The sequence below is a fragment of the Variovorax sp. GW822-FHT04E09 genome (assembly GCF_058800845.1).
Window position 1 is genome coordinate 236,736 of sequence record NZ_JBXAMR010000007.1, and the last position, 14,764, is coordinate 251,499.

At 70.8% G+C, this 14,764-nt stretch carries 12 protein-coding genes; 8 read left to right on the plus strand and 4 right to left on the minus strand.

Annotated features, from left to right (window positions below; translation table 11 throughout):
* The first annotated feature begins 10 nt into the window (after positions 1-10).
* The 8 genes from AC1RL8_RS25705 (at position 11) to AC1RL8_RS25740 (ending at position 10,700) form a co-directional block, all read left to right on the plus strand.
* Positions 11-1,012, plus strand: a complete 1,002-nt coding sequence (locus tag AC1RL8_RS25705; protein WP_492686455.1) for a Bug family tripartite tricarboxylate transporter substrate binding protein — start codon at positions 11-13, stop codon at positions 1,010-1,012.
* Positions 1,013-1,057: 45 nt separating this feature from the next.
* The gene (locus AC1RL8_RS25710; RefSeq protein ID WP_492686454.1) at positions 1,058-2,446 is read left to right on the plus strand and encodes a DUF1254 domain-containing protein; all 1,389 of its coding nucleotides are present in this window, start codon (positions 1,058-1,060) and stop codon (positions 2,444-2,446) included.
* A 5-nt stretch (positions 2,447-2,451) separates the two neighbouring features.
* The gene (locus AC1RL8_RS25715) at positions 2,452-3,789 is read left to right on the plus strand and encodes a DUF1254 domain-containing protein (RefSeq protein WP_492686453.1); all 1,338 of its coding nucleotides are present in this window, start codon (positions 2,452-2,454) and stop codon (positions 3,787-3,789) included.
* A complete protein-coding gene (locus tag AC1RL8_RS25720; RefSeq protein ID WP_492686452.1) occupies positions 3,786-5,060 on the plus strand; it encodes an alkyl sulfatase dimerization domain-containing protein in 1,275 nt (424 codons plus the stop codon). Before AC1RL8_RS25715 ends, AC1RL8_RS25720 begins: the two co-directional genes overlap by 4 nt.
* 25 nt (positions 5,061-5,085) lie before the next feature.
* Entirely contained in the window at positions 5,086-6,081 is a 996-nt protein-coding gene (locus tag AC1RL8_RS25725) for a Bug family tripartite tricarboxylate transporter substrate binding protein (protein ID WP_492686451.1), read from the plus strand.
* A gap of 126 nt (positions 6,082-6,207) precedes the next feature.
* Positions 6,208-7,170 (plus strand): helix-turn-helix domain-containing protein, encoded by a 963-nt coding sequence (locus AC1RL8_RS25730; RefSeq protein ID WP_095746874.1) that lies wholly within the window; start codon positions 6,208-6,210, stop codon positions 7,168-7,170.
* A gap of 69 nt (positions 7,171-7,239) precedes the next feature.
* Positions 7,240-9,549 (plus strand): primary-amine oxidase, encoded by a 2,310-nt coding sequence (gene tynA, locus AC1RL8_RS25735; RefSeq protein WP_492686450.1) that lies wholly within the window; start codon positions 7,240-7,242, stop codon positions 9,547-9,549.
* Positions 9,546-10,700 carry a serine hydrolase domain-containing protein gene (locus AC1RL8_RS25740; protein ID WP_492686449.1) on the plus strand — a complete coding sequence of 385 codons (1,155 nt, stop codon included), beginning with the start codon at positions 9,546-9,548 and terminating at the stop codon, positions 10,698-10,700. The genes tynA and AC1RL8_RS25740 overlap by 4 nt, the downstream gene beginning before the upstream one ends.
* Positions 10,701-10,734: 34 nt before the next feature.
* Here AC1RL8_RS25740 and AC1RL8_RS25745 read toward each other — a convergent pair whose 3' ends face one another.
* The 4 genes from AC1RL8_RS25745 to ruvA all read right to left on the minus strand — a co-directional run bounded on the left by AC1RL8_RS25745 (position 10,735) and on the right by ruvA (position 14,755).
* Complete coding sequence (locus tag AC1RL8_RS25745) at positions 10,735-12,141, minus strand: aldehyde dehydrogenase family protein (protein ID WP_216360064.1); 1,407 nt, start codon at positions 12,139-12,141, stop codon at positions 10,735-10,737.
* Positions 12,142-12,261: 120 nt separating this feature from the next.
* Positions 12,262-13,254 carry a helix-turn-helix domain-containing protein gene (locus AC1RL8_RS25750; RefSeq protein ID WP_095947951.1) on the minus strand — a complete coding sequence of 331 codons (993 nt, stop codon included), beginning with the start codon at positions 13,252-13,254 and terminating at the stop codon, positions 12,262-12,264.
* Positions 13,255-13,289: 35 nt separating this feature from the next.
* Entirely contained in the window at positions 13,290-14,186 is an 897-nt protein-coding gene (locus tag AC1RL8_RS25755) for a hypothetical protein (protein WP_492686448.1), read from the minus strand.
* Positions 14,183-14,755: a Holliday junction branch migration protein RuvA gene (ruvA, locus tag AC1RL8_RS25760; protein ID WP_056577514.1), complete on the minus strand. Its 573-nt coding sequence runs from the start codon at positions 14,753-14,755 to the stop codon at positions 14,183-14,185. Before ruvA ends, AC1RL8_RS25755 begins: the two co-directional genes overlap by 4 nt.
* Between the last annotated feature and the right edge of the window lie 9 nt (positions 14,756-14,764).

Below are 14,764 nucleotides of genomic sequence, written 5' to 3' on the forward strand. Positions count from 1 at the left end.
GAGACATCGCATGACGACGACATCGAAGAACGGACTCGGGCGCACACTCGGCGCGGGCGCGGCACTGGTGCTCGCCGCAAGCACGGCGGCGGCAGCCACGGAGGCCCCCTTCCCCTCCAAGCCCGTGCGCATCATCGTGCAGTACCAGGCAGGCGGCTCGACCGACATCCTCGCGCGGCTCGTGGCCGAGGGGCTGTCCAAGCGGCTGGGCCAGCCGGTGGTGGTCGAGAACCGCAGCGGCGCGGGCGGCATCATCGGCACCGACTACGTCGCCAAGAGCCCGCCCGACGGCCACACGCTGCTGCTCACGGTGCCGGGCCCCGTCACGGCGAACCTGGTGCTCTACAGCAAGCTGCCCTACGACCCGCGCACCGACCTGCGCATGGTGTCAGACATCGCCACCACGCGCACCGTGCTGGCGGTGCACCCTTCGGTGCCGGCGACCGACTTCAAGAGCCTGATCGCCGCCGCGAAGGCTTCGCCCGGCAAGTACTCGATGGGCTCGTGGGGCCCGGGCACGCAGCCGCACCAGGTGCAGGTGTACATGGACAAGGCCTACGGCCTGCAGACGATGCACGTGCCCTACAAGGGCGAGAGCCCGATGGCGATCGACCTGATCGGCGGCGTGATCCAGATGACCGTGGGCTCGGTCACCACGCTGCAGCCGTACATCAAGGCCGGCAAGCTGCGCCCGCTGGCCGTGGCCGGCCCCCGGCGCGCCCGCGCGCTGCCCGACGTGCCCACCTTCGCCGAGCAGGGCTACGCCGACGAGGTCTACGCCATGACCGGCCCGACTTCGCTGATGGCGCCCGCGAAGACGCCCGACGCCATCGTCGAGCGCCTGGGCCGCGAGGTCAGCGCGGTGGTGCGCCAGCCCGAGGTGAGCCGGCGCATCGAGGAGCTCGGCGCCGAGCCCGTGGGCAACCTGCCGCCCGAAGCCGCCGCGGCCTACAAGGCCTTCCTGCCCGTGACGCTGAAGCTCACGCAGGCCACGGGCGTGAAGCTCGACTGAACCGCCTTCCCCCTCCCCTTTTTTTCGAACCCCGAGGTCTTTCCCATGAACGCTCCCGCTCCCGTGCCCGACATCGCCGCCGCCCGCAAGGCGCTCGCCCGTTCCATCGGCCTGGCCGCCTTCGTCTACGGCTATCCGCTCACCGAGACCTACCGCACCTGCGCCATGCAGACCGCGCCGCGCGCCGAACGCCGCAGCGGCGCGTCGGCCGGCTCCGACGTGCGCGCGCCGCTGAACACGCTGCACCACGCGCCGCGCCCTTCCACCCACGAAGACCGCGACGTGGTCACGCCCGCCAACGACCTGCTCTACACCATGGCCTGGCTGCACCTGGCGCACGGGCCGATGCTGCTGACCGTGCCTGCGTCGGCACGGCACCCGGGGCGCTACTTCGTGCTGCCGCTGTACGACGCCTACACCGAGAACTTCGAGAACCTGGGCCCGCGCAACTGCAACCCCGAGGGCGAGACCGTGGTGCTCGTGGGCCCCGGCGGCACCGTGCCGGAATCGCTTGCCGGCCACCGCGTGGTGCGCTGCCCGACCGACCTGGTCTGGCTCATCGGCCGCATCCTGGTGGGCGACGAGAGTGACTGGCCGGCGGCGCGCGCGCTGCAGTCGGAGATCCAACTGAAGCCCGCGCCCGGCACCGTGCTGCAGGGCCGCCCGGCCGCCATCGAACAGTGGGCCGGCCCGCACGAAGACGCCATGGCCGCCGCCTTCGAGCACGGCGAGCCGGCCGCAGACGTGGCGCCGCGCTTCTTCACCAACGTGTGCCATGCGCTGGCCGAGGCGCCGGGCCGCGTGGAAGACCGCGCGCTCGTGGCGTGGTTCGGCCAGGGCGGGCTGCTCGCGAACGCCGCGTTCTCGTGGGACGCGCTGGAAGCACCGCTGCGCGAAGGCCTCATCGAAGGCTTCGCCGAGGGCGTGCAGCTGGTCGGCGCCGTGGGCCGCAACCGCCGGCCCAAGCCCTGGTCGATGACGCCGGCCACCGGCCGCTACGGCAACGAGTTCCTCGGCCGCGCGCGCACCGCCTACCTGGGCCTGGGCGCGCTGGCCACGAGCGAGGCGGTGTACGCCGCCGCGCACCACGACGCCACGCAGGAGCCGCTGGACGGCCAGCGCCGCTACACGATGCGCTTCGAGGCCGGCGACCTGCCGCCCGCGGACGCCTTCTGGTCGGTCACGCTCTACGACACCGACCGCTTCCTCTACCCCAACGACATCCGCCGCCACGCCATCGGCGACCGCACGCCCGGGCTGAAGCGCAACGCCGACGGCAGCCTCGAGCTGGTGGTGAGCCACGCGCGCCCCGCCGACGCCGCCAACTGGCTGCCCGCGCCGGCCGGGCGCTTCTACCTGATCCTGCGCATGTACTACCCGCGCGAAGGCGTGCAGGGCTGGCGCATCCCGGCGCTGCAGGCACAACAGGGCTGAGCACGATGCAACCGCACACCGACGCCACCCTGCAAGCCCTGGCCGAAGAGGCCGTGGTCTACGCCTACCCGCTGTACGAGATGTGCCGCATGCGCGCAGCCACCTCGCCGCAGCGCACCGATGCCGCCGGCGAGGCGCCCAAGCCGCTGCGCTGGTGCAACGTGTTCACGCACGCGCGCCAGCTGCTGGGCGCGGGCAAGAGCCGCGTCGTCACGCCGAACAACGACACGCTCTACACCAACGCCTGGCTCGACCTGGGCGAGGGCCCGCTCGTGATCGACGTGCCCGACACCGCCGGGCGCTACTACGTGCTGGGCCTGCTCGACTTCTTCACCAACCCCTTCGCCCACCTGGGACAGCGCCTCACGGGCACGGCGGCGCGCGCCTTCGTGGTCACGCCGCCGGGATGGCGCGGCACGCTGCCCGCGGCCTTCGACGCGCCGGGCGCGCGCATCGAGGCGCCCACGCGCTGGCTGTGGATCATCGGGCGCCTGCTGGTCGACGGCCCGCAGGACGTGCCGGCCGTCAACGCGCTGCAGGACGGCTTTCTCGTGCGCACGCTGGCCGACTGGGAAGCCGGCCGCGCCTCGGCACCGCGCGCCTTCGATCCGGCCTGCGACCCGAAGGCGCCGCTCACGGCCGCGCACTTCGCCGCGCAGGTGAATGCGGCGCTGCGCGACAACGCACCGCCGGCTGGTGATGCCGCGCAGCTCGCGCGCTATGCATCGCTCGGCATCGGGCCTGCTGCAGGCGCGCTCGACGACGGCCAGCGCGCCGCGCTGCAGGCCGCGCTCGACACCGTGCTGCCGCGGCTGCGCGAGGCGCAGTCGGGCCGCACCACAGCCTCGGGCTGGGTGCAGATGCCACTGGTGGAAGGAAGCTTTGGTGACGACCACCTGGCGCGCGCGCTGATCGCGCTCAAGTACATCGGCATGCTCGAAAGCCGCGAGGCCACCTACCCGATGGCCTGGCACGACGCCGCTGGCGAGCCGCTCACCGGCCAGCTCTGCTACACGCTGCGCTTCGCGCCCGACGCGCTGCCGCCGGTCGACGCCTTCTGGTCGCTCACGATGTACGACACGCGCGACTACATGCTGGTCGACAACCCGATCGACCGCTACGCCGTCGGCGACCGCACACCGGGACTGCGGCGCGACGCGGACGGCGGGCTCACGCTGCACATCCAGCACGCACCGCCCGAAGGCGAGGCCGCGCGCGCGAACTGGCTGCCGGCCCCCGAAGGCAGCTTCTACCTGTGCCTGCGCGCCTACGTGCCGCGCGCCGAACTGCTCGACGGCCGCTACCAGCTGCCGCCCCTCACCGTCACCAAGGATTCCGCATGAGCGCCACCGCTGAAAAACCCCAGGCCACAGAAGAAGAAAAGCCCTTCCTCATCGTCGGCACCGGCACCGAGACCGTCGCGCCCGGCCTGCACATCCTGCGCGGGCAGGGCCAATCGTTCGTGGCCGAGACCAACGTGGGCCTGGTCGTGATCGACGCCGGCCCGGGCGGCTCGGTGACGCAGGGCATGATCGACGCGCTGCGCCAGCTCAGCGACGCGCCGGTGCATGCGCTGTGCTTCAGCCACGGCCACATCGGCTACAACGCCGGCGTGCCGATGTGGCTGGCCCATGCCGCCGCGCGCGGCGATGCGCCGCCGCGCATCATTGCGCACCGCAACGTGCCGCGCCGCCTGGCGCGCTACCGCGAGACGCTGGCCCTGCAGCACCGCATGGCCGAGATCCAGTTCAACCGCCCCGCCGGCTTCTTCGACCACCGGCTGGTGACGCACCCGCCCACCGAGACCTTCGACGACGTGCTGCAGATCGGCAGCGGCGAGCGCTGCATCGAGCTGCGCTGGGCGCCCTCGGAAACCGACGACGCGATCGCGCTGTGGAGCCCGGCGCAGCGCGTGCTGTACGGCGGCGCGGCGCTGATCGACTCCATTCCCAACATCGGCACGCCCTTTCGCACGATGCGCGACACGGTGCGCTGGGCCGACACGCTGGAGGCGCTGGCGGCGTTGAAGCCGCGCAAGGCGGTGCGCGAATTCGGCGCCACGCTCGAGGGCGAAGACCAGGTGCAGCACGTGCTCGTGCACACGGCCCGCGCGCTGCGCTGGGTGCGCGCGGAGGTGGTGCGGCTCATGAACGAGGGGCTCAACGAGCGCGACATCCTGGCGCGCATCCGCTTTCCCGACGAGCTGTTCGCGGTCGAGTGGATGAAGCCCACCTACGGCGACCCGGGCTACATCGTGCGCGACATCTACCGCTCGGAGAACGGCTGGTGGGACCGCAACCCGACCTCGCTGCACCCGGCCGCGCCCGAGGCCATCGGCCGCGCGGTGGCCGACGCGATCACCGACAAGCGCGGCGTGATCGACCAGGCACGTGCGCTGGCTGTGGCCAAGCAGTGGCAGCTCGCGCTGCACGTGATCGACCTGCTGGCCACCGCCGAGGGCGACGCCAGCGAGATCGCCGAGGCGCGCTCGCTCAAGGCCGAATGGCTGCGCGAGCGGGCACGCGAAGTGCCCAGTTACGTCTCGCGCAACCTGTATCGCGTGGGCGCGGACATGATCGAACAAGGCACGCAGGCGCGCTTCGGCATCCGCTGAAGCCTTTCCATCGGAGACACGGACCATGACAACGACAACACCATTCCGCTTCGGCCTGCGCACGCTCGCCGCCTGTTCCCTGGCCGCACTGGCAACGGCCAGCCACGCACAACAGACCGACAGCTACCCCGACAAGCCCGTGACGCTGGTGGTGCCCACCGCGGCGGCCGGCGGCACCGACACCATCGCGCGGCTGATCGGCGACGGCCTCGGCAAGATCCTGAAGCAGCCCTTCGTGGTCGACAACCGCCCGGGCGCCAACGGCATCCTCGGCAGCGAGGTGGTGGCGCGTTCCACGCCCGACGGCTACCGGCTGCTGTTCACCTACGCCGCGACGATGGTGGTGAACCCCAGCCTCTACAAGAAGCTGCCCTACGACCCGCTGAAGGACTTCATGCCGATCGCCCAGGTCGGGCGTGGCGGCAACCTGCTGCTGGTGCGCAAGGACCTGCCGGTGAAGACGATCCAGGAGTTCGTCGCCTATGCCAAGGCGCGCCCCGACAAGCTCAGCTACTGCTCGTGGGGCAACGGCTCGGGCGGCCACCTGGCCATGGAAAGCCTCAAGAAGCAGGCCGGCCTCGTCATGACGCACGTGCCCTACAAGGGCAGCGGCCCCTGCGTGCAGGACCTCGTGGGCGGCCAGGTCGATGCGGCCTTCGCCGACATCTCCTCGACCGTGGAGATCGTGCGCGCCGGCCGCATCCGGGCGCTGGCCAACAGCGGCCCCTCGCGCATCCCGATGCTGCCCGACGTGCCCACCATGACCGAGAGCGGCTACCCCTTCACCACCTACGCCTGGTACGGCCTGCTCGCGCCGGCCAAGACGCCGCCCGCCGTCGTGAAGAAGCTCAACGAGGCCGTGAACCAGGTGCTGCGCGACCCCGCGGTGGTGCGCCGCATGTACGAGCTGAACTTCAACGACCTGCCCCAGAACACGCCCGAGCAGTTCACCGCCACCATCCGCAGCGACCTGCGCGACTGGGGCGCGCTGGTGAAGGACATCGGCCTGACGCTCGAATGAACGCCTGAGCGGCCCTGACCAAGGGTAAGCAACATGGTCGGGCGGCGGCGCTTCCCACACACTGCGCCGTGACAGGCACGGTTTCTGCTCATCGGCTGCGCGATGGCAACTGCGCCAGCGCGCACCATGACCGAGCTTCTTCACTTCAGCCGACAACTCACCGCCGAAGCCCAGGCGCAGGCCTCGGGCGTGGGCGCCTGGGACCAGCACTACGAGCAGCTGTCCAACGGCCGCTTCGAGGGGCTGGCCGAAGACCTGCACCTGGACTTCGTGCAGGTCTTCCACGAGCGCGCCAACCAGACCGTGCTGCAGCGCGGCCGGGGCCGCCCCGGCGCCATCGCCTTCGCCCTCACCGAGACGGCCGCCCCGGGCAGCTGGTACTGCGGCCACGACCTGGGCGGGCGCCAGCTCAGCGCGCTGCCGCCGCGGGGCGAGTTCGAGCTGCTGGCCGGCGCCGGCATGGACCTGATGGCCGTGTGCGTCGACACCGAGCCGCTGGCCAAGCTGGCCACCACCCTGTTCGGACCCGACTTCGAGCTGCGCATGCCGGCGCCCGCGCCGGTGCAGCACCCCGGCTTCGACGAAACCGCCTTCACCCGCCTGCTGGGCGCCGCCCTGTCGCTGGCGCGCGACAACCTCGCGCAGCTCGAACAGCCGGCCGCGCGCCACATGCTGTCGCTGTCGCTGGCCGACGCGGTGCTGCAGTGCATGGGCTCGAAGGCTTTCGAGGCCCGGCTGCCCGCCAGCACGGCGGCGCGGCGCCACATCGTGGCCAAGGCGCGCGAGTACATGCAGGCGCACGCCGACGAGCCCATCAGCGTGCCCGACCTGTGCGCGGCCACGGGCGTGTCACGCCGCTCGCTGCAGTACGCCTTCGAGGACGTGCTGCACCTGAGCCCCGTCACCTACCTGCGCGTGATGCGCCTGAACCGCGTGCGCTGCGAGATGCAGGCCTGCCGCGAGGACACCATCGGCGACATCGCCGCGCGCTGGGGCTTCTGGCACCTGTCGCGCTTTGCCATCGACTACGCGCGCCTGTTCGGCGAGCTGCCGTCCGCCACGCGCGCGCGGTGGTTTGCCAAATCTTGATAACGCCCGCGCCGGCGGCGCTCTTACCTTCGCGGTTGTCCACCACAACACGCGAAGAAGGATGCAGCCATGCGCAGCAGCTACCACCGAACGCCCGGCCGCGGCGCCGCACGGCGTCTCCTGGGCACCGCCCTGGCCTCTGCCCTGGCGCTCGCCCTCGGCCCCCTGAGCACTGAACCGGCCCGGGCCCACGGCGGCGCGGCCCACATGGTGCCGCTGAAGAAGACGGTGGAAGACTTCGGCGGCACGCTGCGCTGGGACAGCTTTGCCAACGTGTTCACCGTGGCGCGCAACGGCACGCTGGTGCGCCTGAAGCCCGGCTCGAAGACGGCGCTGGTCAACGGCCAGCCGATGCAGCTCGATGTGCCCGTGGTCATGCGCAAGGGCGCGGCCTACGTGCCGCACGACTTCGTGAACCAGGTGTTCCAGTCCAGCCTGGACAAGACCTTCGTGGTCGAGCGCGTGCCCAACCCGCTGAACCCGCTGACCGAGGCCGAGATCCAGGCCACGCTCGAGGTGCTGAAGGCCTCGGGGCGCCACAAGGCCGGCCTGCGCTTCACCGAGATCAGCGTCAAGCGCCCGCCCAAGGACGAGGTCTGGAACTTCGCGCTCACCGGCCAGCCCGTGCGCGCGCCGCGCCAGGCGGCCTTCGTGGCGCTGGACGGCAAGAAGGTCATCGAAGGCACGGTCGATCTCGCGGCGCGCACGCTCATCGCGTGGAAGCCCATCGAAGGCGCGCACGGCATGGTGCTGCTGGACGACTTCGCCACCGTGCAGAGCGCCATCGAGGCCAGCCCCGACTACGCCAAGGCCCTCGCCACGCGCGGCATCGCCGACGTGAAGAAGGTGGTGGCCACGCCGCTCACCGTGGGCTACTTCGACGGCAAGGATTCGCTGCGCCAGGAAGACCGCCTGCTGAAGGTGGTGAGCTACCTGGACGTGGGCGACGGCAACTACTGGGCGCACCCCATCGAGGGCCTGGTGGCGGTGGTCGACCTGGAGCAGAAGAAGGTCATCAAGATCGAGGACGGCGGCCTCGTGCCCGTGCCGCTCAAGCCCACGCCCTACGACGGGCGCGACCGCGCGGCCACGCCCGCGCCCAAGCCGCTGGAGATCACCGAGCCCGAAGGCAAGAACTACACGATCACCGGCCACACGATGCACTGGCGCAACTGGGACTTCCATGTGCGGCTCGATTCGCGCGTGGGCCTGGTGCTCTCTACCGTCACCTACAACGACAAGGGCACGAAGCGCAAGGTGATGTACGAAGGCTCGCTGGGCGGCATGATCGTGCCCTACGGCGACCCCGACACCGGCTGGTACTTCAAGGCGTACCTCGACTCGGGCGAGTACGGCATGGGCACGCTCACCTCGCCCATCGAGCCCAACAAGGACGCGCCGCAGAATGCCGTGCTGCTGGACGCCACGCTGGCCGACTACACCGGCGCCCCCACCAAGGTGCCGCGCGCCATCGCCGTCTTCGAACGCTATGCCGACCCCGAGTTCAAGCACCAGGAGATGGGCAAGCCCAACATCAGCACCGAGCGGCGCGAGCTGGTGGTGCGCTGGATCAGCACGGTGGGCAACTACGACTACCTGTTCGACTGGGTGTTCGCCGAGAACGGCACCATCGGCATCCACGCCGGCGCCACCGGCATCGAGGCCGTGAAGGGCGTGAAGTCGCGCACCATGCAGGACCCCACGGCCGCCGAGGACACGCGCTACGGCACGCTGCTGGACCACCACATCGTCGGCACCACGCACCAGCACATCTACAACTTCCGCCTCGACCTCGATGTGGACGGCGAGCAGAACACGCTCACCGAGGTCGACCCGGTGGTGCTGCCCAACACGCGCGGCGGCCCGCGCACCAGCACCATGCAGACGGTGCAGCGCACGGTGCGCACCGAGCAGCAGGCGGCGCAGAAGTTCGACCCCTCGACCATCCGCCTGCTGAGCAACCCGTCGCGCAACAACAAGGTCGGCAACCCGGTGTCCTACCAGCTGGTGCCGTACGCGGGCGGCACGCACCCCATTGCCAAGGGCGCGAACTTCGCGAAGGACGAGTGGATCAACCACCGCCTGAGCTTCATGGACCGCCAGCTCTGGGTGACGCGCTACGACCCCGAAGAGCTGTTCCCCGAAGGCAAGTACCCGAACCGCTCCAACAAGGACACGGGCCTGGGCCAGTTCACGGCCGACAACCAGGAGATCGTGAACACCGACAACGTGGTATGGCTCACCACCGGCACCACGCACGTCGCGCGCGCCGAGGAGTGGCCGATCATGCCCACCGAGTGGGTGCATGCGCTGCTCAAGCCCTGGAACTTCTTCGACGAGACGCCGACGCTGGGGCTGAACCGGCCTGCTGCGAAATGACAGCCGCAAGCAACGAGGCCATCGGCCGCTACGAAGACCTGATGACGCTGCCGCCCGCGCTGCAGGCGCCGACCTACCGCCAGATGGACCGGCTCTACGCGACGCGCGCGATCCGGCGCGGCACGCAGGTGCATCCGCTGCCCGAGGGCCCGCCGGTCGACGCGCAGCGCTTCGGCATCGACGGCTTCATGGCGCGCAACCACACGGCCGGCCTGCTGGTGATCAAGGACGGCCATGTCGTGCTCGAGCGCTACGCCATGGGCAACAACGCAGCGACGAAGTGGCTGTCGTTCTCGGTCGCGAAGTCGCTGACCTCCACGCTGGTCGGCGCGGCCGTGAAAGATGGCCACATCGCCAGCCTCGACGACCCGGTGGTGCGCTACCTGCCCGCGCTGAGTGGCTCGGCGTATGACGACGTGACGGTGAAGCAGGTGCTGCAGATGAACTCGGGCGTGGCCTGGAACGAGGACTACCTCGACGCCGACTCCGACCGGCGCCAGCTGATGCGCGTGCAGCTCACGCGCGAGAAGGGCGCGGTGTTGAAGTTCATGGCGCAGCGCCCGCGCGTGGCGCCGGCGGGCACGCGCTTCAACTACAGCACCGGCGAGACCTGCCTGGTCGGCGAGATCCTGGCCAGCGCGATCCGCCGGCCGCTCAGCGACTACCTCTCGCAAAAAATCTGGGCGCCCTTCGGCATGGAGGCCGATGCCTACTGGCAGCTCGATGCGGTCGATGGCCAGGAGTTCACCGGCAGCGGCGTGAACGCCACGCTGCGCGACTTCGGGCGCTTCGGCCTGTTCGTGCTCGGCGGCGGCGTGGCCGGCGGCCAGCGGGTGCTGCCCGACGGCTGGGTGGCCGATGCCACGCGCGTCGACGCGGCCAGCCACCTCGCGCCCGGCACGCTCCCGGGCTTCGAACCGATGGGGTACGGCTACCAGTGGTGGACCTTCCCGACCGGCGCGAAGGCATTGCCCGAACTCGACGGCGGCCTGTTCGCCGCGCTCGGCATCTTCGGCCAGCAGGTCTACATCCATCCGAAGGAACGGCTCGTGGTCGCGGTCCACAGCACCTGGCCGGCGCCGATCCATCCGCCGAGCCTGGTCGAGACCGATGCGCTGCTCGGCGCATTGACCGCCGCGCTGCGCTCGTGAACAGAGCGTGGCACGCGCCACGCTCTGCACTGCGTCAGGAGAAGATCACCTGCGCGTCGGTGTACTCCTTCAGCCCTTCTTCCGCGAACTCCACACCGAGCCCCGAAGCCTTCACGCCGCCGAAGGGCGCGTTGGGCTGGATGGCGCCGTGCTTGTTGATCCACACCGAGCCGCACTCCAGGCGCGAGGCGATGCGCTTGGCGTGCTCGATGTCCTTGGACCACACGGAACCGCCGAGGCCGTTCTCGCTGTCATTGGCGGCGCGGATGGCCTCTTCGACGTCGGTGTAGCGGATGACGGGCAGCGCGGGCCCGAACTGTTCTTCGTCGACCAGCGCATCGCCGTTCTTCAGGCCCGCGACGATGGTCGCGGGGAAGAACAGGCCCTCGCCCGGTTCGCCGCCGGTGAGCACCTGGCCCTTCTTTTTCGCGTCGGCCACGAGCCGCGCGACCTTGTCGAACTGCATGCGGTTCTGCACCGGGCCGAGCACGTTCTTCTCGTCCATGCCATCACCCATCGGCACCTGCCTGGCAAAGGCCGCGAGGTGCTCGCACACCTCGTCGTGGATGCTGGCGTGCACGTACAGGCGCTTCATGGCGGCGCAGGTCTGGCCGTTGTTGAGGAACGCGCCCCAGAACAGGCCTTCGGCAATGGCCTTGGGGTCGGCGTCGGGCAGCACGATGCCGGCGTCGTTGCCGCCGAGTTCGAGCGTGAGCCGCTTCATGGTGCTGGCGGCCGACTGCATCACCTTCTTGCCGGTGGCGCAGGAGCCGGTGAACACGATCTTGCGGATGACAGGGTCGCTCGCCATGTCGGCGCCGAGGTTGGAGGTGCGGTCGTCGCAGCTCACGCTGTTGACCACGCCTTCGGGCAGCACTTCGTTGAGCAGCTCGACAAAGCGCAGCGTGGCCAGCGGCGTGTACGGCGAGGGCTTGATGACGACCGTGTTGCCCGTGCGCAGCGCCGGCAGCACGTGCCACACGGCGATCAGCACGGGGAAGTTCCACGGCGTGATCGAGCCGACCACGCCCACGGGCTTGCGAAAGATCTCGACGTGGCCCTGCGCGTTGTCCTGCAGCACGCGCGGCGGCAGTGACAGCGCCGCGGTGGCGCCGGCCCAGGCCGCGGCGCCGCCCAGCTCCCAGCGCGAACCCAGGCCGTTGAGCGGCTTGCCCTGCTCCAGCGTGAGCAGGCGCGCCAGCTCTTCGGCGTGCGCGCCGATCTTCTCGGTGACGGCGCGGCAGGCGGCGGCCAGTTCGTCGTCGGACTTGCGCGACCAGCTCGTGAAGGCTTTTTGCGCGGCGGCCACGGCGGCGGCGAGGTCGTCGCGCGAACCGTTCGGCGCGGTGCCGATCACCTGGCCGTTGGCGGGGTTGCGCACTTCGAAGGAGGCCGTGCCTGGCACCGCGCGACCGCCGATCGTCATTCTTGTCTCTTGCATTGCTTTGTCCTGGTTGGGTTGACGCTGGCGCGCGCCGCCGCAGGGCGGGCGCGCCAGGTCACTGTAGGAAAAGCAGGGGCCGACGTCTTGGAGCCAGGCGTCAGCGAATGGACTCAGGCGTCAGTGCGTCAGGGGTCCAAGCGCCAGGCGCCCCGGCGGCACGCCGTAGCGCTTGCGGAACTCGCGGTAGAAGAACGACAGGTCGTTGAAGCCGCAGTCGTAGGCGACCACCGCGATGGCCGGCGCGGGGCCGCCCTGCCGGGCCGCCGCATCGAGCGCGGCGCGCGCCGCCGCCAGCCGGGTATCGAGGATGTGGCGGCTCGGCGAAACACCCAAGGCCTCGAAGGCCCGCTGCAGCAGCCGCGGCGACACGCCCAGGTGCCGCGCCAGTTCGCCCGCGTGGAAGGCCGGGTCGTGGAACTGCAGCGCCACGTGGTCCATCGCGCGGCGCAGCACGCCCTCGCCGGCGTTGCGCGACAGCAGCGCCGGCGCCTGCCGCGCGCGCTCGACCAGCACCGAGCCGAAGACGCCGAGAAAGGCCTCGACCAGGTGCGCGTCGTCGGACTGTCCGCTGTCGAGCAGACGCGCGAGGATGGCGCGCATCGCGAAGCCCAGCGCGTCGCCGCGCCGCACGCACACACCGCCCTGCAGCGTGGGGCCGAAGCGCGCGAGCATGTCGGCGCGCGGCAGGTGCACCGACACCTGCTGCGAGCTGGCGCCGTCGTAGACGAACTCCGAGGGCCGCGCCGAATCGATCAGCACGATGTCGCCGGCCTGCACCGCGATCTGCTGCGCGCCCTGGCACATGAGCGCGCCGCCGTGGTCCTGGAACACGAGGAAGAAATGCTCGCGGTCGTCGCGCCGGATGGCCTGCGCGTCGCGGTGCACGCGCTGCAGGTTCTGGCCGATGAGCGCCACGTCGACACCGCCGGCGCGCCGCACCTCGATGCCGCCCGAGACGGTCTGCTGGCGCGGCATGGGCACGGGGGTGAAGTTGCCGCACACGGCCTGCAGGCGCGGGCCGACGAGCTCGAACGGCATCTCGGCGCGCATCCGCGGCGTGAGGGGGCCGCCGCTCAGGTGCGCGGGCGAATCGAAGAAAGAAGCGCTCACAGAGGGTGTCTCCTTGCAGGGCGCCGGGCCAGCGCTCAGTCCTCGTCCATGACCCGCGAGCGGCCGAACCAGAAGCCGAGCACCAGGCCGACTGTGCCGGCACCGATGCCGCCCCACAGGCTCAGGAAAGTGTAGACGTTGTAGCGCCCCGGATGCTGCGCGAGCGCACTCGCCAGTGCGGGTTCGTTCAGGCCGCCGAGCCCGCGCGCGGCGGCGTAGTCGAAGCCCGCGGCACCCAGGAAATGCGGTGCCACGAGGATCGGCAGCGCCGTGAAGAACGGAAACCACGCGCCGCGCATCCGGCGCCAGCGCATGAAGATCGCCGCGACGAGCAGCACCGCGCCGACCGCGACGGTGCCGAGCGCGAAGGGCTGGCGCGCGAGCGGCAGCAGCCAGGGCCAGATCCACGGCAGCGGGTACAGCGGCCATTCGGCGCGCGGCGCCAGCCCACCCGGCCGCGCGACGACCGACCAGCCCAGCGTGTCGAGGCCGCTGAACACCAGTGCCGACACGCAGGCCACGGCCGCGACGAGCAGGCACACGCTGCGAAACGGCGAGGCGCTGCCCTGCAGGAAGCCGGGAGAGGGCTCGGGCGGCAACGCCGGCGACCGGGGCCAGCCCGACTGCCAGTGCCGCACGACGATCGACGTCGGCACCGGCGGCGGTGCCACGTCACCGCGCACCAGCCAGTCGATGAACAGGACGCCGACCGCGAAGGCCATGACCGCCGTGAGCCATGCACAGACGCCCGGCATGTCGACGAAGCCGGCCGGCGTCAGCATCGGCAGCTGGCCGTAGGCCACGCCGGCGAAGCCGTAGAGCCAGATGATCGGCACCGACAAGGCCATGGCCGTGTGCATCAGCACGGCGTCGGTCTCGGCCGACTCGTGGCGCAGCGCCTGCGCGCGCGACCACGCCTCGCGCCAACTCACTTCGCCAGGGCTTTCAGTGCCATCTTGATGCCGTCGCTCACGCTCGCGTCCTTCGGCAGCGCCTTCAGCGCGAGCGCGGCTTCCTTGTCGCTGTAGCCCAGCGCCACCAGCGCCTGCAGGATGTCGGCCTGCGCGTCGGACGCGGCATGCGCCGGCAGGCCGATGTCGGCGCCCAGCTTGCCCTTGAGCTCCAGCAACAGCCGCTCGGCGGTCTTCTTGCCGATGCCCGGGATCTTCACGAGCCGGCCCAGCTCCTGCGTGGTGATGGCCTGCGCCAGCTCGCCCACGCTCATGCCCGAGAGCAGGCCCAGCGCGGTGCGCGGGCCCACGCCGGTGATCTTGATGAGCTGGCGGAAGGCCGCCCGCTCCTCGGCGGTGCCGAAGCCGTAGAGAATCTGCGCGTCCTCGCGCACGACGAAGTGCGTGAGCAGCGACACCTTCGCGCCGACGTTGGGCAGGTTGTAGAACGTGCTCATCGGCACGTCGACCTCGTAGCCGACGCCGTTGCAGTCCACCACCACCTGCGGGGGATTCCGCTCTGCGAGCGTGCCGGTCAGTTTGCCTATCATGGGTGCCCT

Coding starts and splice junctions, on each gene's coding strand:
- AC1RL8_RS25705 (WP_492686455.1), top strand. CDS start 11: ATGACGACGACATCGAAGAACGGACTCGGGCGCACACTCGGCGCGGGC.
- AC1RL8_RS25710 (WP_492686454.1), top strand. CDS start 1,058: ATGAACGCTCCCGCTCCCGTGCCCGACATCGCCGCCGCCCGCAAGGCG.
- AC1RL8_RS25715 (WP_492686453.1), top strand. CDS start 2,452: ATGCAACCGCACACCGACGCCACCCTGCAAGCCCTGGCCGAAGAGGCC.
- AC1RL8_RS25720 (WP_492686452.1), top strand. CDS start 3,786: ATGAGCGCCACCGCTGAAAAACCCCAGGCCACAGAAGAAGAAAAGCCC.
- AC1RL8_RS25725 (WP_492686451.1), top strand. CDS start 5,086: ATGACAACGACAACACCATTCCGCTTCGGCCTGCGCACGCTCGCCGCC.
- AC1RL8_RS25730 (WP_095746874.1), top strand. CDS start 6,208: ATGACCGAGCTTCTTCACTTCAGCCGACAACTCACCGCCGAAGCCCAG.
- tynA (WP_492686450.1), top strand. CDS start 7,240: ATGCGCAGCAGCTACCACCGAACGCCCGGCCGCGGCGCCGCACGGCGT.
- AC1RL8_RS25740 (WP_492686449.1), top strand. CDS start 9,546: ATGACAGCCGCAAGCAACGAGGCCATCGGCCGCTACGAAGACCTGATG.
- AC1RL8_RS25745 (WP_216360064.1), bottom strand. CDS start 12,141: ATGCAAGAGACAAGAATGACGATCGGCGGTCGCGCGGTGCCAGGCACG.
- ruvA (WP_056577514.1), bottom strand. CDS start 14,755: ATGATAGGCAAACTGACCGGCACGCTCGCAGAGCGGAATCCCCCGCAG.